This is a genomic window from Cellulomonas sp. B6, from assembly GCF_001462455.1.
In the GTDB taxonomy this organism is placed as follows: domain Bacteria; phylum Actinomycetota; class Actinomycetes; order Actinomycetales; family Cellulomonadaceae; genus Cellulomonas.
Genome location: NZ_LNTD01000048.1, coordinates 1 through 22,721 on the forward strand (window position 1 = coordinate 1; position 22,721 = coordinate 22,721).

17 protein-coding genes are annotated in these 22,721 nt (G+C 74.4%); 11 read left to right on the top strand and 6 right to left on the bottom strand.

The features are described from left to right. Window positions 1-395: 395 nt before the first annotated feature. The 3 genes from ATM99_RS03270 to ATM99_RS03280 are packed head-to-tail and all read left to right on the top strand — an operon-like array spanning window position 396 to window position 3,819. Window positions 396-1,064 (top strand): succinate dehydrogenase cytochrome b subunit, encoded by a 669-nt coding sequence (locus tag ATM99_RS03270; protein WP_223304782.1) that lies wholly within the window; start codon window positions 396-398, stop codon window positions 1,062-1,064. A 14-nt stretch (window positions 1,065-1,078) separates the two neighbouring features. Then, the gene (locus ATM99_RS03275; RefSeq protein ID WP_062101521.1) at window positions 1,079-3,073 is read left to right on the top strand and encodes a fumarate reductase/succinate dehydrogenase flavoprotein subunit; all 1,995 of its coding nucleotides are present in this window, start codon (window positions 1,079-1,081) and stop codon (window positions 3,071-3,073) included. Then, complete coding sequence (locus ATM99_RS03280) at window positions 3,070-3,819, top strand: succinate dehydrogenase/fumarate reductase iron-sulfur subunit (RefSeq protein ID WP_062101506.1); 750 nt, start codon at window positions 3,070-3,072, stop codon at window positions 3,817-3,819. Before ATM99_RS03275 ends, ATM99_RS03280 begins: the two co-directional genes overlap by 4 nt. Before the next feature lie 49 nt (window positions 3,820-3,868). Here ATM99_RS03280 and ATM99_RS03285 read toward each other — a convergent pair whose 3' ends face one another. Then, complete coding sequence (locus tag ATM99_RS03285; protein WP_062101507.1) at window positions 3,869-4,885, bottom strand: LacI family DNA-binding transcriptional regulator; 1,017 nt, start codon at window positions 4,883-4,885, stop codon at window positions 3,869-3,871. A 187-nt stretch (window positions 4,886-5,072) separates the two neighbouring features. Here ATM99_RS03285 and ATM99_RS03290 point away from each other — a divergent pair, with 187 nt between their 5' ends. The 5 genes from ATM99_RS03290 to ATM99_RS19190 all read left to right on the top strand — a co-directional run bounded on the left by ATM99_RS03290 (window position 5,073) and on the right by ATM99_RS19190 (window position 13,901). After that, window positions 5,073-7,091 carry a beta-galactosidase gene (locus tag ATM99_RS03290; RefSeq protein WP_062101508.1) on the top strand — a complete coding sequence of 673 codons (2,019 nt, stop codon included), beginning with the start codon at window positions 5,073-5,075 and terminating at the stop codon, window positions 7,089-7,091. A gap of 152 nt (window positions 7,092-7,243) precedes the next feature. Next, window positions 7,244-8,494, top strand: a complete 1,251-nt coding sequence (locus ATM99_RS03295) for a maltose ABC transporter substrate-binding protein (protein WP_062101509.1) — start codon at window positions 7,244-7,246, stop codon at window positions 8,492-8,494. Window positions 8,495-8,565: 71 nt separating this feature from the next. Further along, the gene (locus tag ATM99_RS03300; RefSeq protein ID WP_062101510.1) at window positions 8,566-10,182 is read left to right on the top strand and encodes an ABC transporter permease subunit; all 1,617 of its coding nucleotides are present in this window, start codon (window positions 8,566-8,568) and stop codon (window positions 10,180-10,182) included. Window positions 10,183-10,184: 2 nt separating this feature from the next. Continuing rightward, entirely contained in the window at window positions 10,185-11,072 is an 888-nt protein-coding gene (locus ATM99_RS03305) for a sugar ABC transporter permease (RefSeq protein ID WP_062101511.1), read from the top strand. Between the two features lie 144 nt (window positions 11,073-11,216). Beyond that, window positions 11,217-13,901, top strand: a complete 2,685-nt coding sequence (locus ATM99_RS19190) for a glycosyl hydrolase 53 family protein (protein ID WP_082659194.1) — start codon at window positions 11,217-11,219, stop codon at window positions 13,899-13,901. Between the two features lie 49 nt (window positions 13,902-13,950). Here the strand turns inward: ATM99_RS19190 and ATM99_RS03315 are convergent, their stop codons facing one another. Continuing rightward, complete coding sequence (locus ATM99_RS03315) at window positions 13,951-14,832, bottom strand: universal stress protein (RefSeq protein ID WP_150118100.1); 882 nt, start codon at window positions 14,830-14,832, stop codon at window positions 13,951-13,953. Between the two features lie 131 nt (window positions 14,833-14,963). Between ATM99_RS03315 and ATM99_RS03320 the strand changes: the two genes are divergently transcribed. From ATM99_RS03320 to ATM99_RS03330, 3 genes are read left to right on the top strand one after another with little or no spacing between them, the layout of a single operon-like run. Next, a complete protein-coding gene (locus ATM99_RS03320; RefSeq protein ID WP_062101514.1) occupies window positions 14,964-15,473 on the top strand; it encodes an RNA polymerase sigma factor in 510 nt (169 codons plus the stop codon). Then, window positions 15,470-16,102: a methylated-DNA--[protein]-cysteine S-methyltransferase gene (locus ATM99_RS03325; protein WP_062101515.1), complete on the top strand. Its 633-nt coding sequence runs from the start codon at window positions 15,470-15,472 to the stop codon at window positions 16,100-16,102. Before ATM99_RS03320 ends, ATM99_RS03325 begins: the two co-directional genes overlap by 4 nt. Window positions 16,103-16,113: 11 nt before the next feature. Next, complete coding sequence (locus ATM99_RS03330) at window positions 16,114-16,398, top strand: DUF2277 domain-containing protein (RefSeq protein ID WP_062101516.1); 285 nt, start codon at window positions 16,114-16,116, stop codon at window positions 16,396-16,398. A 46-nt stretch (window positions 16,399-16,444) separates the two neighbouring features. Here ATM99_RS03330 and ATM99_RS03335 read toward each other — a convergent pair whose 3' ends face one another. The 4 genes from ATM99_RS03335 to ATM99_RS03350 form a co-directional block, all read right to left on the bottom strand. Beyond that, entirely contained in the window at window positions 16,445-16,756 is a 312-nt protein-coding gene (locus ATM99_RS03335; RefSeq protein WP_082659193.1) for a hypothetical protein, read from the bottom strand. A gap of 4 nt (window positions 16,757-16,760) precedes the next feature. Further along, on the bottom strand, window positions 16,761-18,242 hold the full coding sequence (gene mqo, locus ATM99_RS03340; protein ID WP_062101517.1) for a malate dehydrogenase (quinone): 1,482 nt from the start codon (window positions 18,240-18,242) through the stop codon (window positions 16,761-16,763). A gap of 230 nt (window positions 18,243-18,472) precedes the next feature. Next, the gene (locus ATM99_RS03345) at window positions 18,473-21,202 is read right to left on the bottom strand and encodes a cellulose-binding domain-containing protein (RefSeq protein ID WP_062101518.1); all 2,730 of its coding nucleotides are present in this window, start codon (window positions 21,200-21,202) and stop codon (window positions 18,473-18,475) included. A 363-nt stretch (window positions 21,203-21,565) separates the two neighbouring features. After that, a partial coding sequence (locus ATM99_RS03350; protein ID WP_062101519.1) for an App1 family protein occupies window positions 21,566-22,721 on the bottom strand: 1,156 nt, incomplete at its 5' end.

The following is a 22,721-nucleotide window of genomic DNA, read 5'->3' on the forward strand; positions in this document are numbered from 1 at the left end:
CGCCGGCGGAGGGTGTCGCGGGCGGCTGCGGGATGGTGGGCACGGGCCCGACTATCGCACCCGCGGGCACCGAGCACGGACGAGCACCGAGCGCGGACCGGCGCCGGCGTGGTTGGGGATAACGGAACCTTGCGGTCCCGCCCGCCGTCAGCGCCCACGACGGCCCGTACGTCACCTCCACGACCAGCCCCGACGCACCCGGGACCCCTGTCCCAGCGAGGGACTCCGGTCCCACCAGCGGGCTCGGGGGGAGTGGGAGGGTCGTGCCGCTGGGCGCCCGCCCCCACGAGGCGTCCGTGACACGGAGGTCAGCAGTGGCGGGATCACCCACCAGCACGCGCCCCGGACCCGACCGCGTCCCCGCGGCGGCCCGGCCCGCGACCACCCGACCGCCGGTGCCGGCGACCTGGGTCCTCAAGGTCGTCATGGCGGTGACCGGCACGATCTTCGGCGTCTTCGTCGTGTTCCACCTGGTCGGGAACCTCAAGGTGTTCCTCGGCCCCGAGGAGTTCGACGCCTACGCGCACTGGCTGCAGCGCGACCTGCTCGCGCCGCTCGTACCGCACGGCTGGTTCATCTGGATCTTCCGCGCGGTGCTCACGCTCAGCCTCGTGGCGCACGTGTGGGCGGCCGTCGTGCTGCGCCGCCGGGCGCGGGTCGCGCGCGGGCCGCACCGCCGCCAGGGCATGCGCACCTTCCGCAGCTTCCAGGCGCGCAGCATGCTCGTGACCGGTGCCGTGCTGCTGTTCTTCGTCGTGTTCCACGTCCTCGACCTGACGACGGGCACGCAGCCCGCCGCGAGCGCCGAGTTCGTGCACGGCAGCGCGTACGCCAACCTCGTGCACTCGTTCCAGCGGCCCGCCGTCGCGGCGTTCTACATGCTCGCGATCGGCACGCTGTTCCTGCACCTCGCGCACGGCCTGTGGAGCGTCGTGAACGACCTCGGCGCCACCGGCCGCCGGCTGCGCGCCACGGGCGCCGCGGTCGCGGGGATCGTGGGGCTGCTCGTGCTCGTGGGCAACCTGCTCATCCCGGTCGCGGTGCTGACGGGACTCGTGTCGTGACCTCGGAGGACACCGTGACGGACCCGACCACCACCCGCGCGGACACCGCGTCCTGCACGCCGGACGACGTCCGCACCCTCGGGACCCCGGTGGACGGCCGTGTGCCCGACGTGCCCGCCGAGCAGGCGTGGGACGACCGGCGCCTGCACTACCCGCTCGTGGCGCCGGCCAACCGACGCAAGTTCACCGTGATCGTCGTGGGCACCGGCCTGGCGGGCGCGGGCGCCGCCGCGGCGCTCGGCGAGCTCGGGTACGACGTCGAGTGCTTCACGATCCACGACGCGCCGCGGCGCGCGCACTCGGTCGCGGCGCAGGGCGGCATCAACGCGGCCCGCGCGCGCAAGGTCGACAACGACTCGGTGCACCGGTTCGTCAAGGACACCGTCAAGGGCGGTGACTTCCGCGGGCGTGAGGCCGACGCCTACCGGCTCGGCCAGGAGTCGGTGCGGGTCATCGACCACATGAACGCGATCGGTGCGCCGTTCGCGCGCGAGTACGGCGGTGAGCTCGCGACCCGGTCGTTCGGCGGGGTGCAGGTCTCGCGCACCTACTACACGCGCGGCCAGACGGGTCAGCAGCTGCAGGTCGCGGGCGCCAACGCGCTCCTGCGCCAGGTGGCCCGCGGCACCGTCACGCTGCACACGCGCCAGGAGATGCTCGACCTCGTCGTCGCCGACGGGCGCGCGCAGGGCATCGTCGTGCGCGACCTCGTGACGGGTGAGGTGCGCGCGGTCACCGCGCACGCGGTCGTCCTGGCCACGGGCGGCTACGGCAACATCTACTGCAAGTCCACGCTCGCGAAGAACTCCAACGCGACCGCCGCGTGGCGCGCCCACCGGCGCGGCGCCTACTTCGCCAACCCGGCGTTCATCCAGTTCCACCCCACGGCGCTGCCGCTCATGAGCCAGTGGCAGTCCAAGACGATCCTCATGTCGGAGTCGCTGCGCAACGACGGCCGCATCTGGGTGCCCGCGCGCGCCGACGACGACCGCGCCCCCGAGGCGATCCCGGAGAGCGAGCGGGACTACTACCTCGAGCGGCGCTACCCGACGTTCGGCAACCTCACGCCGCGCGACGTCGCGTCGCGCGCCGCGCGTGAGCGCATCGACGCCGGGTTCGGCGTCGGGCCGCTGAAGAACGCCGTGTACCTCGACTTCGCCGACGCGATCGCCCGGCTCGGGCGCGAGACGGTGGTCGCGCGGTACTCGAACCTGTTCCACATGTACGAGCAGGCCACGGGCGACGACCCGCTGAGCACGCCCATGCGCATCGCGCCCGGGGCGCACTTCGCGATGGGCGGCCTGTGGTCGGACTACGACATGATGACGTCGGTCCCCGGCCTGTTCGTCGGGGGAGAGGTGGGCTGGGGCTACCACGGCGCGAACCGGCTCGGCGCGAACTCGCTGCTCTCGGCGTGCGTCGACGGCTGGTTCACGCTGCCGTACGCGGTGCCGGGCTACCTCGCGCCGCTGCTCGGCACGCGCGTGCTGCCGCACGACGACCCGGCCGTCCTCGAGGCGGTCGAGGCGGTCCACGCCCGCACCGAGCGTCTGCTGTCGACCGGCGGCACGCAGGGCCCCGACCGGTTCCACCGCCGCCTCGGCGAGATCCTCTACCGGTACGCCGGCGTCACGCGGACGCCCGAGGGCCTCGCGCAGGGGATCGCCGAGATCCGTGCGCTGCGCGAGGAGTTCTGGCGCGACGTGCGCGTGCTCGGCGAGGGCGCCGAGCTCAACCAGGAGCTCGAGCGCGCCGGCCGCGTCGCCGACTACCTCGAGATGGCCGAGCTGCTGTGCGTCGACGGGCTCGACCGCGACGAGAGCTGCGGCGCGCACTTCCGCGCCGACCACCAGACCTCCGACGGCGAGGCGCTGCGCGACGACACCACGTGGTGCCGCGTCTCGGCGTGGGAGTCCCCGGCGCCCGACGCCCCCGACGCGCGGTTCGTGCGGCACGACGAACCGCTGACGTTCCAGGCCGTGCCGCTGCAGACGAGGAACTACGCGTGAAGCTCACCCTGGAGGTCTGGCGGCAGCGGGACGCCGCGTCGCCCGGCGCGTTCGAGACGTACGAGGTCGCCGACGCGACGGCCGAGATGACGTTGCTCGAGCTGCTCGACCGGCTCAACGACCAGCTCGTCGAGCAGGGCCGCGAACCCGTCGCGTTCGAGTCCGACTGCCGCGAGGGCATCTGCGGGTGCTGCGGCGTCAACGTCGACGGCCGCCCGCACGGTCCGCAGGCGAACACGCCGTCGTGCGAGCAGCACGTGCGGTCGTTCGCCGACGGCGAGGTCGTACGTCTGGAGCCGCTGCGCTCGGCCGCGTTCCCCGTGGTCAAGGACCTCGTGGTGGACCGCTCGGCGCTCGACCGCGTGATCCAGGCCGGTGGGCACGTCGCGGTGGACGCGGGCACGGCGCCGGACGCGGACACGACGCGCGTGAGCTACGAGACGGCCGAGATGGCCCTCGACTTCGCCGCCTGCATCGGCTGCGGTGCGTGCGTCGCGGCGTGCCCCAACGGGTCGGCGTCGCTGTTCACGGGCGCCAAGCTCACGCACCTCGCGACGCTGCCGCAGACGCGGCAGCAGCGCGGTGCGCGCGCCGTGGCGATGGTCGACCAGATGGAGCACGACTTCGGCCCGTGCTCGACGTTCGGCGAGTGCGCGGTCGTGTGCCCGGCCGGCATCCCGCTCAGCGCGATCGCGGCGGTCGGCAAGGAGCGCATGCGCGCGTTCCTGCGGGGCCGCGCGAGCTGAGGCCCCGCGGCGCGTGGTCCGTCGCGTCGGTGCGCGGCGGACCACTGGCTCAGGCACTCGCGCGCCGCACGAGCTCGGCGGGCATCGTGACGGCCGAGTGCGGCGCACCACCGACCACGTCGAGCAGCATCGCGACCATCTCGGCGCTGATGCGGTCGAACGGCTGGTGGATGGTCGTCAGCGGCGGATCGAGCGTCGCGGCGAGGCCGGAGTCGTCGAACCCTCCGACGGCGACGTCCTCCGGGACCCGCAGGCCGCGCCGCCGCAGCACGCCCAGGGCCCCGGCGGCCATGAGGTCCGACGCCGCGAAGACCGCGTCGAGGTCGGGTGCGCGGTCGAGCAGGGTGTCCATGCCTGCGGCGCCCGACTCGGCGGTGTAGTCGCCGTGCACGACGTAGCGCTCGTCGTAGGCGTCGCCGAGCTCGGCGCGGTAGCCCTCGAGGCGGAGCCGGCCGCCGGGTGTGTCGAGCGGCCCGGTGATGGTCGCGATGCGGCGTCGTCCCTGCGAGCGCAGGTGCGCGACCATCGCGCGGGCGCCGGCCTGCTCGTCGACGGACACCGAGCCGACCTGGTCGGCGTGCCCGAGCGGGATGCCGCACGCGACGGTCGGGATGCCCTGCTCGACGAGCGTGTCGAGCAGGGGGTCGTCGGCGTGCGAGGAGATGAGCAGCACGCCGTCGACGTGCCCGGCGCCCACGTACTGCGCGACGTTCTCGCGCTCCTCGGGCGTGCCGGCCACGAGCAGGATGAGCGTCATGCCGCGCTCGCTGAGCGCCTCGGCGGCGCCGCGCAGCAGGATCGAGAACGTCGGGTCGGCGAAGAGCAGGTGGTGCGGCTCGGTCAGCAGGAACGCGAGCGAGTTGCTGCGCCCGGTGACCAGCGAGCGCGCGTGCTGGTTGGCGCGGTAGCCGGTCGCGGCGATCGCCCGCTCGACGGCCTCGCGGGCCTCGGGGGACACCCAGTGGCCGCCGTTGATGACGCGGGACACCGTGCCGCGCGAGACGCCGGCGGCGGCGGCCACGTCCCGGATGGTGGGGCGGCGTCGAGCGGCTGCGGTGGTGTCCACGGATCCAGACTCTAGACGCGCCCGACGCCGAGCGGGCGGGACCCGCCTCCCGACCTGTGCACGGTCACAGTCGCGTAACGAAGCCGGACGGCCCTTGGGTGGCCGCGCGTCCGCATGATTACCTGTGCACGTTCACAGGCTGTGACCGTGCACAGGGCGCGGGCGCGACGACGCGACGGAGGGTCACGTGGCAGAGCTCGGCTGGCCGACGGAGGGGATCTCCTACGGCGGCGACTACAACCCCGAGCAGTGGCCGCGCCACGTGTGGGACGAGGACGTCGCGCTCATGCGCGGCGCTGGCGTCAACCTCGTCAGCGTCGGCATCTTCTCGTGGGGGCTGCTCGAACCGAGCGAGGGCGAGTACGACTTCGCCTGGCTCGACGACCTGCTCGACCTGCTGCACCGCAACGGCGTCGCCGTCGACCTCGGCACGCCCACCGCCTCGCCGCCGGCCTGGTTCTACGCGACCTACCCCGAGTCGCGCGTCGTCACCCGCGACGGCACGACCCTCGGCTTCGGGTCGCGGGGCATGGTCTCGCCCAGCTCGCCCGCCTACCGCGCCGCCGCGGTCCGGATCGCGACCGAGCTCGCACGTCGCTACGCCGACCACCCCGCCGTCGTGCTGTGGCACGTGCACAACGAGTACGGCGCACCCGTGGGCGAGGACTACTCGGACGTGTCCGTCGCGGCGTTCCGCGACTGGCTCCGCGAGCGCCACGGAAGCCTCGACGCGCTCAACGCCGCGTGGGGCACGGCGTTCTGGGGCCAGGTGTACCGCGAGTGGGAGCACGTCGGCGCCCCCGCCGCGACCGCGTCGACCGCCAACCCCGCGCAGCGCCTCGACTTCGCGCGGTTCACCGACCACCAGCTGCGCGCGTGCTTCCGCCTCGAGCGCGACGCGATCCGCGCGCACGCCGCGCAGCCGATCACGACGAACTTCATGGCGCACCAGTCGTACAACACCGACCTGTGGGCGTGGGCCCGGGAGGTCGACGTCGTCTCCGACGACCACTACCTGTGGTCACCCGACCCCGACGCGCACGTCGGGCTCGCGCTGTCGGCCGACCTCACGCGCTCGGTCGCGCGCGGCAGGCCGTGGATCCTCATGGAGCACTCGACGTCCGCGGTCAACTGGCAGGGGCGCAACGTCGCCAAGCGGCCCGGCGAGATGCACCGCAACGCGTTCACGCACCTCGGCCGCGGCGCGGACGGGATCATGTTCTTCCAGTGGCGCGCGTCCCGCTCGGGCGCCGAGAAGTTCCACTCCGCGATGCTGCCGCACGCCGGCACGACGTCCCGCGTGTTCACCGAGGTCGTCGACCTCGGTGCGCGGCTCGCGCGAGTCGCCGAGCTCCGGGGGTCGCGCGTGCACGCCGACGTCGCGGTCCTGTACGACTGGGAGTCGCTGTGGGCGCAGGACCTCGAGTGGCGCCCGTCGGACGCGCTCGGGTTCCGCGAGCGCGTGCGCACCTACTACGAGCGGCTGTGGCGCGACGGCGTGACGGTCGACTTCGCGCACCCGCTCGACGACCTCTCGCGCTACCGCCTGGTGGTGGCGCCCGCGTCGTACCTGCTGACAGCGGCGGCGGGGGAGAACCTCACGCGGTACGTCGCGGACGGCGGCACGCTGCTGGTGTCGTGCTTCGCGGGCGTGGTCGACGAGCACGACGCGGTGCACGAGGGCGGTTTCGGAGCGCCGCTGCGCGCCGCGCTCGGGGTCGCGGTCGAGGAGTTCCTGCCGCTGCGCGAGGGCGAGACCTGCGAGGTCGCGCTCGACGGCACGACGGTGGGCACCGACGTGTGGACCGAGCACCTTGTGCTCGACGGTGCGCAGGTGCGCGGCACGTACCGCGGCGGCCCGGCCGACGGGATGCCCGCCGTGACGCGGCACGCGCGCGGCAGCGGCACGGGCTGGTACGTCAGCACGGCGCTGGGCGTCGACGCGCTCGGGCCCGTGCTCGCCGACGTCTACGCCGACGCGGGCGTCGTGCCGCCCGGGCGACCCGAGGGCCTCGAGGTCGTGACGCGCCGCGCCGACGACGCCGACTACGTCGTCGTCGTCAACCACCGCGACGAGTCCGTGAAGGTCGACGTCCAGGGCGCCGAGCTGCTCAGCGGGGCGGTCGCCGCCGGTGTCGCGCAGGTCGGCGCGGGGGACGTCGCGGTGTTCCGCACCGCTCGCGACGCGCAGGGGGGTGGTCGCTGACCCGCGCGCGTCGTGCGGCCGCCCGGCCGCACGCAGCACCCACGAGCCCGCACCGCCGTCCCGTCGGGACGACGGACCAGCACACCACCGAGGTCGCAGCGTCGCGATCGCTCCACGACGCGCACGGCGGCCCCTTCCCGGAAGGAACTCAGATGCGCAAGCACCTCGCGCTCGGCGTCGCCGTGGTCGCGTCGGCCGCCCTCCTCGCCGCGTGCAGCGGCACGCCCTCGTCGTCGGACGGCGGCACCTCACCGACCGCAGGGACGGGCGGCGGCGGTCCCGAGCTCGTGATCTGGTCCGACGCCGAGCGTGCCGAGGCCATCAAGAACGCGGCCGCGAGCTTCGAGGCCGACAGCGGCGCGACCGTCACGGTCGTGCAGAAGAACTTCGAGGACCTGCGCGCCGACTTCCTCGCGCAGGTGCCGACCGGTGAGGGCCCCGACATCACGGTCGGCGCGCACGACTGGCTCGGTGAGCTCGTCGAGTCCGGCGTGGTCGACACGATCGACCTCGGCGACCGCGCGGCGGACTTCGAGCAGGTCACGCTCGACGCGTTCACGTACGACGGCCAGCTGTACGCGCTGCCGTACGCGCAGGAAGCCGTCGCGCTCATCCAGAACACGGCGCTCGTCGGGTCGACCGCCCCCACGACGTGGGACGAGATGATCCGCATGGCGACCGACGCCGGGTTCGCGGAGCGCCCGTTCATCCTCTACACCAACGGTGCCGAGGGCGACATGTACACCTCCTACGCGTTCCAGACGTCGTTCGGGGCGCCCGTCTTCGTGCAGGACGACGCCGGGTCGTACACCAGCGAGGTCGGGCTCGGCGGTGACGCGGGGCTCGCGTACGCGCAGTGGATCCACGACAACGGCAAGGCCGGCACTGGCTACTTCACCGACACGATCGACTACGACATCAGCAACGAGCTGTTCGCGACGGGTCAGTCGCCGTTCATCGTGCAGGGGCCGTGGACCATCCCGACGTTCCGCGACGCGGGCGTCGACGTGCTCGTGAGCCCGATCCCGTCCGCGGGCGGGCAGACCGCGTCGCCGTTCGTCGGCGTGCAGGGCTTCTACCTGTCGGCGCAGTCGAAGAACGCGCTGCTCGCCAACGAGTTCCTCGCGAGCTACGTCGCGAGCGACGAGGCGCAGCAGGCGCTGTACGAGGCCGACCCGCGCATCCCCGCGCTCACGGCGGTCGCCGAGTCGGTGGCCGACGACCCGGTCATCGCGGGCTTCCTCGCGTCGGCGCAGAACGGCGTGCCGATGCCGAACATCCCCGAGATGGGCGCCGTGTGGGACTTCTGGAACCCCGCGCAGATCGCCCTGATCAACGGCGAGGACCCGGCGGCGACCTGGACCACCATGGTCGCCAACATCGAGTCCGCGATCGCCGACTGACATCCACCCGCCCGGGGGCGGGGCGCCGCCGCGCCCCGCCCCCGCCCAGGTCGTCGACACGAGGAGCACAGATGTCCGTCGGTCAGCCGGGCGCGGAGCGCCCCGGGAGCGCCCCCGCCGCGCCGCGAGAGTCCGCCGCGCGCGACTGGCGCGGTCCGGGGTGGGGCTTCCTCGTGAAGCTCCTGCTCATGATGGTGGTCAACGCGGTGGGCGGCGCGGCCGTCCTGTCGGCGTACCACGCGCGGTCGTGGGTGATCCTCGGCGTGCTCGTCGTGCTGCTCGCCGAAGCCGACTGGATCTACTTCGCGCGGCGGACCCGCCCGTTGAAGTACCTGTACCCGGGCCTGGTGTTCCTCGCGGTGTTCCAGGTCTTCACGCTGCTCTACACGGGGTACGTCGCGTTCACGAACTACGGCACGGGCCACCTGGGCTCGATGCAGCAGGCTGTCGACGCCGCGCTGATCCAGGACGAGCGGCGCGCCGAGGACTCGCCGACGTACCCGCTCGCGGTCGTGCGCGACGGCGACGTGCTGGGCTTCGCGGTCTCGCAGGACGGCGAGGTCCGGGTGGGCACGGCCGACGACCCCCTGAGCCCGGTGCCGGGGGCCGCGCTCGACGACCGGGGCGTGCCCACGCAGGTCCCGGGCTGGGAGGTCGTGCCGCGGGCCACGCTCTTCACGGACGCCGACCTGCAGCAGCGCGTCGTGAGCCTGCGGGTGCCGGTCTCGGACGACGCCGAGGAGGGGTCGCTGCGCACGCGCGAGGGCGCGACGGCCGCGGTCTACACCTCGAGTCTCGTGTGGGACGCGGACGCACGCACGCTCACGAACACCGACACGGGCGTCGTCTACGCACCCGACGACCGTGGGAACTTCGTCAGCGCCGAGGGCGACCGCCTCGCCGCGGGGTGGTACGTCGACGTCGGGTTCGACAACTTCGTGCGGGCGTTCACCGACCGCGCGTACGCCGGTCCGCTGCTCCAGGTCGGCGCGTGGACCTTCGCGTTCGCGATCCTCACCGTGCTCACGAGCTTCGGGCTCGGGCTCCTGTTCGCGATGATCTACAACGACCCCCGCGTCCGCGGACGCAAGGTGCTGCGGACGGTCTTCATCCTCCCGTACGCGTTCCCGGCGTTCATGTCCGCGCTGCTGTGGCGCGGCATGCTCAACGCCGAGTTCGGCGTCGTCAACGAGTGGTTCCTGCTCGGCGCCGACGTCAACTGGCTGGGCGACCCCTGGCTCGCGAAGCTCGCGATCCTCTGGGTCAACCTGTGGCTCAGCTACCCGTACTGGTTCCTCGTCACCACGGGTGCGCTGCAGGCCGTGCCGTCGGAGACGCTCGAGGCCGCCCGCGTCGACGGCGCGGGCCGGTGGCGGCAGTTCCGCTCCATCACGCTGCCTCTGCTGCTGGTGTCGACCGCACCGCTCGCGATCGCGTCGTTCGCGTTCAACTTCAACAACTTCACGATCATCTTCATGCTCACGGGCGGGGGCCCGGCGTTCCGCGGCGCGAGCGTCCCGATGGGCTCGACCGACATCCTCATCTCGGCGATCTACCAGATCTCCGGGGTGTCCGGCGGACGCGCCGACTACGGGCTCGCGAGCGCCCTGTCGATCGTCGTGTTCGTCGTCATCGGCGTCGTGTCGGCGCTCGCGTTCCGGCAGACCCGCAAGCTGGAGGAGATGTAGCCGTGACCACCTCTGAGGTCCCCGCCGAGCGTCGCACCCGCGCGCGCCGCGCCCGCTGGTGGGCGGAGGTCGGGTGGAAGTACCCGGTCGCCGTCGTCATCGTGTTCTACGCCGCGTTCCCGCTGGTCTACGCGCTGTCGGCGTCGCTCGACCGGCGCGGGTCGCTCGCCGGGTCGGGTGCGTTGTTCCGCTCGGTCGGCGTCGAGAACTACCGCGCGCTGGGCGGCACGCTGTACTGGACGTGGGCGGGCAACACGCTGCTGATCGGTGGTGCCGCGGCGCTCGGAGCCGTGCTCATGGGTGCGGCGGCGGCCTACGCGTTCTCACGCTTCCGGTTCCGCGGGCGGCGCACCTCGCTGACGGCCCTGCTCATCATCCAGATGTTCCCGCAGACCGTCGCGTTCGTCGCCGTGTTCCTGCTGCTCGTCGCGCTGGGGGAGGTCGTGCCCGCGCTGGGGGTCAACTCCAAGCTCGCGCTGATCTGCGTGTACCTGGGTGGCGCGCTCGGCGCGAACACGTTCCTCATGTACGGGTTCTTCAACACCGTGCCCCTGGAGATCGACGAGGCCGCGAAGATCGACGGCGCGACGCACGCGCAGATCTACTGGCGGCTCGTGATGCCGCTGGTCACGCCGATCCTCGCGGTCGTCGGGCTGCTCGCGTTCATCTCGGCGTTCGGCGACTTCATCCTCGCGAAGATCGTCCTCACCGGTGAGGGCAACTGGACGCTCGCCGTGGGCATGTACCAGTGGGTGTCGAACCAGCTCACGTCGCGGTGGGGCCTGTTCGCGGCCGGTGCGACGGTCGGCTCGCTGCCCGTGCTCGCGCTGTTCCTGTCGTTGCAGCGGTACATCGTCGGCGGGCTGTCGGCCGGCTCCGTCAAGGGCTGACACGGACCCCGGCGGGTGCGCGGCCCTCCCCGCGCGCCCGCCGGCACCACACCCGGGCGGCGAGCCGTCCGGGGGCGGGGGAGGGACAGCCGCGGTGCCCGTCGGTGCCGCGGATCGATCGACCACGCTCGACGGGGAGTGCAGATGAGATCACGTCCACGACCGGGAGTCGCCGCCGCCGCGGCGCTCGCCGCCGCCCTCGCGGTCGGGAGCCTGGCCACGGCCACGGCCACGGCCACCGTTGCCGGTGCGGCGCCCGACGACACCGGTGCGCCGGTCGCGGCGGGCATCACCGTGCCCCGCGTCGACGGCATGCGCGACGGCTGGATCAACGGCGTCGACGTGTCGACCGTCCTGTCCCTGGAGGAGAGCGGCGTCACGTTCAAGGACGACGAGGGCCGCGAGGCCGACCTGTTCGCCGTGCTCGCCGACCACGGCGTCAACTGGGTCCGTGTCCGCGTGTGGAACGAGCCGTTCCTCAGCACCGACGCCACGAAGGGCTACGGTGCCGGCAACGTCGACGCCGCGCGGGCGACCGAGATCGGCCGCCGCGCGACCGCGGCCGGGATGCGCGTGCTCGTCAACTTCCACTACGCGGACTTCTGGGCGCACCCCGGCCAGCAGCCGTCGCCCCGCGCGTGGCGCGGCCTCGCCCTGCCGGACCGTGAGCAGGCGCTGTACGACTACACCGCGCAGACGCTGCGCACGATGCGTGACGCGGGCGTCGACGTCGGCATGGTGCAGGTCGGCAACGAGACCACCAACGGGCAGGTCGCGGGCGAGAGCGGCTGGGACCGCACGGCGGGTCTGTTCCAGGCCGGCTCGCGGGCCGTGCGGGACACGCTCGGCCCGGACGTCAAGGTCGCCGTGCACTTCACCAACCCCGACCGCGCCGGGCAGTACGCGGCCGTCGCGCGCGAGCTCGACCGGCGCGGCGTCGACTACGACGTGTTCCTGTCGTCGTACTACGCGTTCTGGCACGGCTCGCTCGCGAACCTCACCGCGGTCCTCGACCAGGTCGCGACGACCTACGACAAGGAGGTCGCGGTCGCCGAGACGTCCTGGGCGTACACGCTCGAGGACGGGGACGGCTACCCGAACTCCGTGCGCACGGCGCCGACGCAGTACGCCGCCTCGGTGCAGGGCCAGGCCCTCGCGGTGCGCGACGTCATGCAGGCCGTCGCCGACGTGTCGGGCGGCCGCGGGCTCGGCACGTTCTACTGGGAACCCGCGTGGCTCCCGGTCGGGCCGCCCGACCGGGTGGAGGCCAGCTGGGACCTGTGGCAGCAGCACGGGTCCGGCTGGGCGACGACGTACTCGCAGGAGTTCTACGACCCCGACGGGCGCCTGCCCGAGGGGGAGTGGGCCGACGACTTCGGCGGCTCCGGCTGGGACAACCAGGCGCTGTTCGCGTTCGACGGCACGCCCCTGGAGTCGCTGCGCGTCTACGAGTACGCGCGCACGGGCTCGGTCGGGCCGCGGGACCTCGACGCCGTGCAGCGGCCGGCCGTCACCGTCGGTCCCGGCGAGGACGTCACCCTGCCCGCGCGGCTCGACGTCAGCTACACCGACGGCACGACCGAGTCCCAGGAGGTCACCTGGCAGGGCGACGTCGCGTGGATCGGCGGGCCGGGCGCGTACGTGTTCACCGGTGTGACGGCCGGCGGGCACCCGGCCGCGGTCGACGTCACGGTGCTCGCGGACGCGTCGTCGGGCGCGAACTTCGTACGCGACCCCGGGTTCGAGGACGGCGGCGCGGCGTGGACCGGCACGGGCGCCGGGTACACGATCGGTGCCTGGGACGACCCGTTCGAGGGTGAGCGGTCGGCGCACTTCTGGTCCGACGCGCCGTACGCGTTCACGATCCAGCAGACGCTCACCGCCGTGCCGCCCGGGCAGTACCGGCTGTCCGCCAGGGTCCAGGGCGGGAACGCCGGCGCGACCGACACGATGCGGATCGAGGCCCAGTCGGGGATCTCGACCGTCACGGCCGACTTCCGCCTCGACGGGTACCTCGCGTGGCAGACGCCGCAGACCGCGCCGATCAGCGTCGGCGCCGACCGGCAGGTGACCGTCTCGGCGCAGCTGAACCTCAGCGGCGGCGCGTGGGGCACCATCGACGACGTCCGGCTCGTCGCGGTCGAGCCGGCCGTCTCGGCCGACACCGCGCCGCTCGCCGCCCTCGTGGCGGAGGCCGACGGCGTCCGGCGCGACGCGTTCACGGCGGGCTCGCTCGCGGCCCTCGACGCGGCGCTCGTCCGGGCGGCGTTCGTGCTGGGGTCGCCGACGCCGCACCAGGCCACCGTCGACGGTGCGGTGGCAGCGCTGCGCGGTGCGCTCGACGGCCTCGTACCGGTCACGACGCCCGCACCGACGTCGGCGCCGTCCCCGACCGCGGCGCCGACCGTCGTACCCGCGCCCACGGCGGGCCCGACGCCGGGCCCGGACACCGCGGCGTCACCGCGCGTCACGCTGTCGGCCGCCACGGCCCGCGCGGGTGAGCGCCTCACGGTCACGGTCGCGGACGTCCCGGGCGCGCAGGCCGAGGTCGGGATCGCCTCGACCTACCGGAGGCTCGCCCTCGCCGACCTCGTCGACGGCGGCGCGACGCTCGAGGTGACCGTCCCGACGGACATGCCGGCCGGGGTGCACCACGTCCAGGTGCGCGACGCGCGGGGCGAGGTGCTCGCCCAGGCGCCGCTCACCGTCACCGCCGCGGGCGCGCTGGCGGTCACCGGGGCGGGCGCCCTCCTGCCGCTCGGTGCCGGCCTCGTGCTGCTCGCGGCGGGTGCCGCGTTCGTCGCGGTACGGCGACGCGCGTCGGTGTGACGACCGACCGTGGGGTGCGGCGCCGCCGCACCCCACGGTCGCGGCCGCGCTACGCGGCGGGCACCTCCGCACCGTGCACGACCAGCACGGTGCACGGCGCGTCGCGCACGACGTCGTGGCTCACCGAGCCCAGCAGCATCCCGGGGAACGCCCCGAGCCCGCGCGACCCGACGACCGCGAGCTGCGCGTCGACGCAGGCCGCCACGATCGCGTGCGCCGGGTCGTCCTCGACGAGCCGGACGTCGACCACGAGCCCGGGGTGCCCGGCGCGGAGCCGCGCGACGAGCTCGTCCGCGGCGCGCCGTGCCGGCAGGTCGTCGGGCGGTGGGAGCTCGACGGCCACCGGTCCGTACGGCGCGGGGATCGACGGGCGCGCGTGGACGAGCCGCAGCACGGCGCCGCGCTGCACCGCCGCGTCGGCGGCGACGTGCGCCGCCGCGACCGCGGCCGCGGAGCCGTCGACGCCGACCACGACGGGCGCGGGCGCGCCGTCGGCCGTCGAGGTCGGCGCGTCCCGCACCACCGCGACGGGGCAGCGCGCGTGCGCCGCGACGTGGCCCGCGACGCGCGCCACGTGCCCGCCGCCGCGCGAGCCCGCGCCCACCACCAGGAGCGCCGCGTCGCCCGACTCGCGACGCAGCGCGTCGGCGGGTGCGCCGTGCAGCACCGTCGTCGTGACCGGCGGCGCGTCGGGTCGGGCGCGTTCGCGCGTCGCGAGCGCGTCGAGGTACGCGCGCGCGTCGGCGTCCGCGTCGACCGCGGGCGGCACGACCGCCCACGACCACGTCGCCACCTCGGACGCGGGGTCGACCACCGCCGCGAGCCGCAGCTCGGCGCCGCGTCGTACCGCCTCACCCCTCGCCCACGCGAGCGTGTGCTCGCTGCGTGCCGAGTGCGCGAGAGCCACCAGGACCGGTCCGTCGGTCCGCATGAGGACCACCTCCGTGGACGGACGTCGGTCGGTCCGTCCACCTCCCACGGTCCGCCTGCCGGGCGCGTCACGCGTGGGACGGAGGGCCCACCTCACGTCCCGGACGGCCCGGACGTCTGCACACTGTGGGGATGACCGGACCGTTCGAGGACGTCGTGCGCGCGCACGGCCCGACCGTGCTGCGCGTGTGCCGGGCCATGCTCGCCGGACGTGACGCCGACGACGCGTGGTCGGAGACGTTCCTGTCGGCGCTGCGCGCGTGGCCCGAGCTGTCCGCCGACGCGAACGTCGAGGCGTGGCTCGTGACGATCGCGCGCCGTCGCTGCCTCGACGAGCTGCGGCGGCGGGCACGGCACGCCGTCCCGGTCGAGGACCCCGCGCTGACGACGGGCGCGGCGCTCGTCGCGCGCGCCGACGAGCCGGGCGCGCGTGACCTCGACCTGTGGCGCGCGGTCGGCGCGCTGCCCGCCAAGCAGCGGCGGGTCGTCGTGCTGCACCACCTGGGCGGCCTGCCCTACGCCGAGGTCGCGGCGATGGTCGGCGGCACCGACGCGGCCGCGCGCCGCGCGGGGGCCGACGGGGTCGCCACGCTGCGCCGCACCTACGGCGCCGCCGGCACGGACGAGGAGGACGCACGATGACCACCGCACCGCAGGCCGCGCCCGCGGCGGAGCCCGACGGCCGCACCCTCGCGCTGCTGCACGCCGACCTCGTCGAGCGCGCCGCGCGCGACGGCCTGCTCGACGTCGCGTACCGCGTGGTCGACTCACCCGTCGGGTCGCTGCTGGTCGCGGCGGGGGAGCGCGGCGTGCTGCGCGTCGCGTTCGACGTGCAGGGGCACGACGCCGCGCTGCAGGAGCTCGCCGCACACGTCAGCCCTCGCGTCCTCGCGGGCGGGCGGCGGCTCGACCCGGTGCTGCGCGAGCTCGACGAGTACTTCGCCGGCCGGCGCCGCACGTTCGACGTGCCGGTGGACCTGCGCCTGCTCACCGGCTTCCGCCGCGAGGTCGTGCTGTCGCTGCCCGACGTGCCGTACGGCGCGACGGCCTCGTACGCGCAGGTCGCGGCCGCGACCGGGCGCCCCGCCGCCGTGCGCGCGGTCGGGACGGCGTGCGCGCGCAACCCCGTGCCGTTGCTGCTGCCGTGCCACCGCGTGGTGCGGTCCGACGGCACTCCCGGGCGGTACGCGGGCGGCGACGCCGCCAAGACGACCCTGCTCGCGCTCGAGCGGGCGGCCGCGGGTCTCGACGGCGGCGGGGGCCGGGCGTAGCGTCGAGCGGCATGTGCCGCAACATCACGACCCTGCGCGGCCTGGAGCCGCACGCCACCGACGACGAGATCGAGGCCGCCGCACGCCAGTACGTCCGCAAGGTGACGGGCGTGCAGCAGCTCTCGGACGCGACGCGCGAGCCGTTCGAGCGCGCGGTCGCGGAGATCGCCCACATCACGGCGCACCTGCTGGACGCGCTGCCCGAGCGACGACGCCCACCGGCGACCGTGCCACCGCTGCGCCGCCCCGAGGTGCAGGCGCGCATCGCCGCGCGCGAGGCGGCTGCCGCGGGCTGACGCCGACCCGCCTGCGGCGGTCGGTGCCGGGGCGGGCGCGCCGGGCTCAGTGCTGCTGCGGGACGTCCGCGGCGGCGACCAGTCGTGGGATGCCCTCGGGCGCGACCGCCGAGAGCGCGAGGAACCGCGCCTCGGCGCGGTGCAGGCGGATGTGCTCGTCGAGCGACCAGCCGGGCCCGTTCGTCAGCGTCATGCCGCACGCGCACCCGATCGTCACGGCGCCGTCGTCGTCGACGACGACCTGGCCGACGGTCGTGTGGTCGGTGAACGCGCGCACCTTGGCGTGCCGCATGGGCGCGCTGACGGCGACCGGCAGGTCGTCCGTGGGCGGGTCGGGGTGCGTCTCGGGCGTCGTCACGGACTCAGTGTCCGCCGGTGAGCGTCCCGTCGTCGACCAGCTGGTCGAGCGCGGTGTCCCACGCGGCGCCGCCCAGGCTCGGCATGATCTGCTGCAGCCGCGGCCGCCAGGCGTCGGCCTGCTCGGGGAAGCAGCGGTCCAGCAGGTCGAGCATCGTCGCCACGGCGGTCGACGCACCGGGGGAGGCGCCCAGCAGGCCCGCGATGGAGCCGTCGGCGGACGCGACGAGCTCGGTGCCGAACTCGAGCACGCCGCCGCCGGGCCCGCGCTTGATGACCTGGACGCGCTGGCCCGCGGTGACGAGCTCCCAGTCGCGCGGGTGCGCCGAGGGCATGTAGGCCCGCAGCGCGCGCAGCCGGTCGGTGTCCGTGGCCGTGACCTCGCGGATCAGGTACGTCAGCAGGTCGAGGTTGCGCAGGCCGACCGCGAGCATCGGGACGAGGTTGCCCGGACGCACCGAGCGCAGCAGGTCGGTCCACGAGCCGCGCTGGAGGAACTTCATGCTCCAGCCCGCGTACGGGCCGAACATCAGCGCGTTGCCGCCGTCGACGACGCGCGCGTCGAGGTGCGGGACGGACATCGGCGGGGCGCCGACGGCCGCCTTGCCGTAGACCTTGGCGCCGTGCTGCGCGACGATCGCGGGGTTGGTCGTGCGCAGGAACTGCCCGCTGATCGGGAAGCCCGCGTACCCGCGGATCTCCTTGATGCGCGAGCGCTGCAGCAGGTGCAGCGCGCCGCCGCCGGCACCGACGAAGACGAAGCGCGCGGTCACCGTGCGCGGCGGGCGGCCGTTCCAGCGACGGTCGGCGATCGTCACGCGCCACCGGCCGTCGCGCAGTCGCTTGAGGCGCGTGACCTCGCTGCTGGTGTGCAGCTCGGCGCCGCGCGTCACTGCGTCGGCGAGCATCGCACGGGTGAGCGACCCGAAGTCGACGTCGGTGCCCCACGCGGCGCGCGTCGCGGCGACCGGCTCGTCGTCGGTGCGGTCGGCCATGAGCAGCGGCGCCCAGCGCTCGATGACGGCCGGGTCGGTCGTGAACTCGAGGTCGGCGAACAGCCGGTGCGCGCGCAGCGCCTCCCACCGCTTGCGCAGGTGCTCGACGTCCTTGGCGCCGCGGACGAACGACATGTGCGGCGTGGTCGTGACCGCGCGCTCGGCGCCGGGCAGGCGGCCCGCGGCGGCGAGGTGGTGCCACAGCTCGCGCGAGAGCTCGTACTGCTCGTTGATCCGCACGGCCTTGCTGATGTCGACCGAGCCGTCGGGACGCTCGGGCGTGTAGTTCAGCTCGCAGAGGGCGGCGTGGCCGGTGCCCGCGTTGTTCCACGGGTTCGAGCTCTCGAGCGCGGGGGCGTCCAGGCGCTCGTGGATCTCCACGCGCCACGTGGGCTCGAGCGTCGTGAGGAGCGACGCGAGGGTCGCGCTCATGACGCCCCCTCCCACGAGGAGGGCGTCGACGTCGGCCGTGCTGCTGCGAACGGGTGCCACGGTCGCGATGCTAGGTCGACGTCGAGACAGATCCACGGGTCAGTCATGTGATGTTTGTCTCGTGGGACCTTGGTCACATGGCAGGCGTGCGACCTGCGACGACGTGACGTGCACGGACGCTCCACGGACCGTCCGCCGGCCCGGACGTGCCGGTGGGTGGCGCCCGGGATGCGGACGCCACCCACCGGTGGTCGCGGGTCAGCGCGGCCCTGGCCGCCGACCGTGCGGGCTCACGACAACGTGCACGTCGTGCCGTTCAGCGTCGCCGCCGTCGGGGCCCCGTTGGTGCCCGTGTGCGAGCCGTTGAAGCCCACGTCGACCGACGCCCTCGGTGCGAGTGCACCGTTCCAGGCGGCGTTCGTGGCCGTCACCACGGCGCCCTGCTGCGACCACGTCGCGCTCCAGCCCTGCTGCAGCTGCTGACCGTCCGCGTACGTCAGGCGGAGCGTCCAGCCCTGCAGCGGCGCGGTGCCGGCGTGGGTGAGGCGCACGCTCGCCGTGAAGCCCGTGCTCCAGCTCGACGCGGTGTACCGCACCGCGCACGACGCGGCCGGGACCGTGGGCGTCGGGCTCGCCGTCGGCGTGGGCGTCACGGTGGGCGTGGGCGTGGGCGTCACGGTGGGCGTGGGCGTCGGTGTCGGCGTCGGCGTGGGGGACGGCACGGTGCCGTCCGACTCGCCCACGACGATCCCGCGGCCGTTCGTCCCGACGTACACGCGCCCGAACACGTCCGGGTCGCCCGTGATGGCGGCACCCGTCCACGCGTACCGGTGCTCGTCGTCGTTGATGCGCACCCACGTCGCGCCGCCGTCGGTCGAGCGGAAGAAGCCCCGCACGCCCTGGTAGAGGGACGTCGTGTAGATCGCGGGGTACGACGCGCCGGGCGCGGCCTTGCCGAAACCGACGGCCCCGCCGTCCTCGAAGCCGGGGACCTTCGTGAACGTCGTGCCGGCGTCGGTCGAGCGGTAGAGCCCGTCCTCCGCCGCGAGCCACACGTGGCCCTGCTTGCCCGGAACGGCGCCGAACCGCACGTTGCCCTCGGCGGGGAGACCGGTCGCGGCGGACTGCACGAACGTCACGCCGCCGTCCGTCGACACGAAGAACCGGCCCGCGGAGTAGGCGTAGAACGTCGTCGGGCTCACGCGGTCGGCCTCGACCTGCGCCTGCGCCGGGACCCCGGTGGACGGCGTCCACGTCGACCCGAGGGTCGTCGACACGTGCACGCCCGTGCCCTCGGGGCTCCAGACGATGCGCGCACCGTCCGCGGACACCGCGACCGTGCCGGACTTCGTGACGCCGGCCGGCTCCTGGCCGGCCCACCACGTCGACCCGGACGTCGTGCTGACCGCGATGTGGGACTCGACCTCGCCGCTCACGGCGTACCCGACGCGCACGACCGTGGACGGCTTGCTCTCGGCGAAGTCGACGCCCGTCACCGACCCGTGGACCGGCTGGGTGTAGATGCTGTCCGGCACCTCGTCGATGTCGGTGTGCACGAACCCGCCGAGGTCGCCGAGCCCGGAGTAGAGCTCGACCGCACCCGGGGGCGCCGCGAGGTCGAGGACCGCGGTCTCCTCGATGCCGAGCGCGCGGACCTCGATGTCGACCGTGCCCCCGGCGTCCCAGTCGGTGAGGTTGTCCGACCCGTACACCGTGGCACCGGTGCCGTACAGGAACCGGTCGGAGTCGAACGGGTCGATCTCGAACGACTCGGTCATCCAGCCGAGCTTGACGAGCGGCTCGGGCGGCACGGCCTGCGTGCGGCCCATCGTGAGCCACGGCGTCGCCGAGACGTCCATCGAGTACCGCAGCGAGCGCTCGGGGTACGACGCCCAGTCCCAGATCCGGGTCCACGACGCGCCGCGGTCGGTCGAGCGGAAGAAGATGACGTCGGGCCACCAGGAGACCTGGGTCGCGACCATGATCGTGTCGGGGTCCTGGCGGTCGATCGTCAGGCCGGAGAAGCCGTAGTAGAGGTCGGAGGACGACAACGGCAGCGGCGAGACGTCCGTCCACGTCCCGGTCGTCGCGTCGAACCGCGAGACCTGCCCCTTGCCGCCGTCGTACGGGCCACCCGTGTCGGACGTCGCGACGTAGAGCTGCTTGCCGCGCGCGTCGAACACGCCCTTGTGCGGCAGGTACCCGGTGGGCTGGCCGGGCACGCGCTGCCACGTCACGCCCGCGTCGGTCGAGCGGTAGACGTTGTTCTCCTTGTCCGCCACGCCCACGTAGATCGTGCGCGTCGGGGAGCCCGCCGTGCCGCTCGTCGGGTCGAACGTCACCCACACGACGCCCTGGTTCTGCGTGAGGTACGAGTTGTCCGACGTCGGGTCCTGCGCGTAGCTGCCCGGGTTGGGGAAGCTCGTGACCTCGGACCACGTGACGCCGCGGTCGGTCGAGCGCCACAGGCCGTGCCCGTTCTCGGTGCCGAGGTACAGCACGCGGTTGTCGTTGGGGTCGATCTGCAGGCGCTCGCCCATGCCCCGCCCGGGCATGTTGCCGCCGACCTTGAACGGCAGCATCGTGCGCTGCCACGTCTCGCCACGGTCCGCCGAGCGCAGGATCGCGCCGTTCTGCGGGTCCCAGTCGTTGGTGTAGGAGCCGACGGCGGCGTAGACGCGGTCGGGGTCGCGCGCGTCGGTCGCGAGCGACAGCACGCCCGTGTGCCCCCACTCGTCCCAGCCGACGTGGTCGAGCAGCGGGATCCAGCGCCGGGTCGTCGGGTCGAGGCGGTAGGCGCCGCCGATGTCGGTGCGGGCGTAGACGAGGTCCTTCTCGCCCTGGTTGTAGACGATGCCGGGCACGAACCCGCCGCCGCCGATCTGCACGTTGCCCCACGTGTAGCCGGTCGCGGCCGCGGCGGGTGCGGCCGTGACGACGCCGCCGGTGAGGGCGCCCGCGGCGAGGGCGACCACGGCCCCGGCGGCGGCGAGGGGGGCGATCAAGGGTGGGACGCGCATCCGCTGCTCCTTCGCGTGGCGCGAGCACGGCGGCGGTGGCGCGGCCGTGCCGCGACGGTGGCGGTCGCGCCGGCGTGCCCGGCGACGACGGACCGCGCCACGTCGCCGGGGCCGGGGTCCGCGCGTCACGCTATCGATGCGCTTCGACGACGCCGAGGCGACGAAACGATTCGTCGTGCGCCGGCGCGCCCACGGGCCCGACGTCCCTGGCGCGGCCCCGACACGCGGGCCGCCGCGCCCGGCACGCGCTCCGACCCGGCGCCACCGGGTGCGAACCGCCGGGGGCAGGGGGTAGAACCGGTGCATGACCTCGAACCGCGCGCGCGACCTCGCCTCCGACCCTGCGCGCCTCGGCGGCGGACGTCAGTCCACCAGCCCCGCCTCACGCGCGCGTGCGTGCAGCTCGTCGCCGTCGGCGCCCTGCAGCAGGACCACCCCGGGCGCGTCGGCACGCTCCTCGGACTCCTCCTGCTGCGGCGTCACCGCCGGCAGGCCGTGCGACAGCACGTGCTCGGCGGCCGTGAGCTGACGGATCAGCACCCCCGCGACCCGGTCCCGGTGGTGCTCGACCGCGCCGGCGTAGATCTGCGGGTCGTGCTGGCCGTCGTCACCGACCAGCAGCCACCGCACCTGCGGCAGTTCGGCGAACAGGCGCCGCAGCTGCGTGACCTTGTGGCGCTGCCCGCTGCGGAAGACACCCGTGTTGGTCGGCCCCCAGTCGGTCAGCAGCAGCGGGCCCGCGGGGTAGTCGTGCCGGCGCAGGAACCGGCCGATCGCGGGTGCCGCGTTCCACGCCCCCGTCGAGAGGTACACGACCGGTGCGTCGGGGTGCGCCGCCCGCAGGTCGCGGTAGAGCCGTGCCATGCCGGGCACGGCCTCGCGCGCGTTCTCGTGCCGCACGAACTGGTTCCACGCCGCGACCAGCGGACGCGGCAGGCGCGTGACCATGACGGTGTCGTCCACGTCGCTGACGATGCCCACGGTCGGCTCGGGGCCGACCACCACGACGCGCGCCGTCGTGGTCGCGCCGTCGATCGAGGCGAGGGCGACGTCGTGCCAGCCGGGCTCCAGGTCGGCCTCGACCACGGCGTCGAGGTAGCCGCCGCGGTCGGTCGTGAGACGGTGCGTGCGACCGCCGACCGTCACCTCGACGGGCGCACCCGCGACCGACGCCGTGAAGAACGACCGCCACCCGCGCACCGACGGTGCCGGACGCTCGCCGGCCTGCGCGGCGCCGCCCGCGTCGGGCAGGTCGCGCTCGTGCACCTGCGGCGACGCGAGCAGCGTGCGTGCGAGCACCCGCACCCTGCCCGCCGTGCCGTAGCCCACGAAGCCGACGATGCGGACGGTCCAGCCGCGCCGGCGCAGCACGCCCGCGAGCGCGGCGTCGAACCGGTCCTCGAGCCGCGCCGCGAGGTGCGGGCGCCGCACGGGCGAGCCGTCGGGGTTCTCGAGCGGCGGCGTGACGCGGCCCGTACGCAGGCCGTCCCCGCCGGGCGTCGTGGCCCGGGCGGGGACG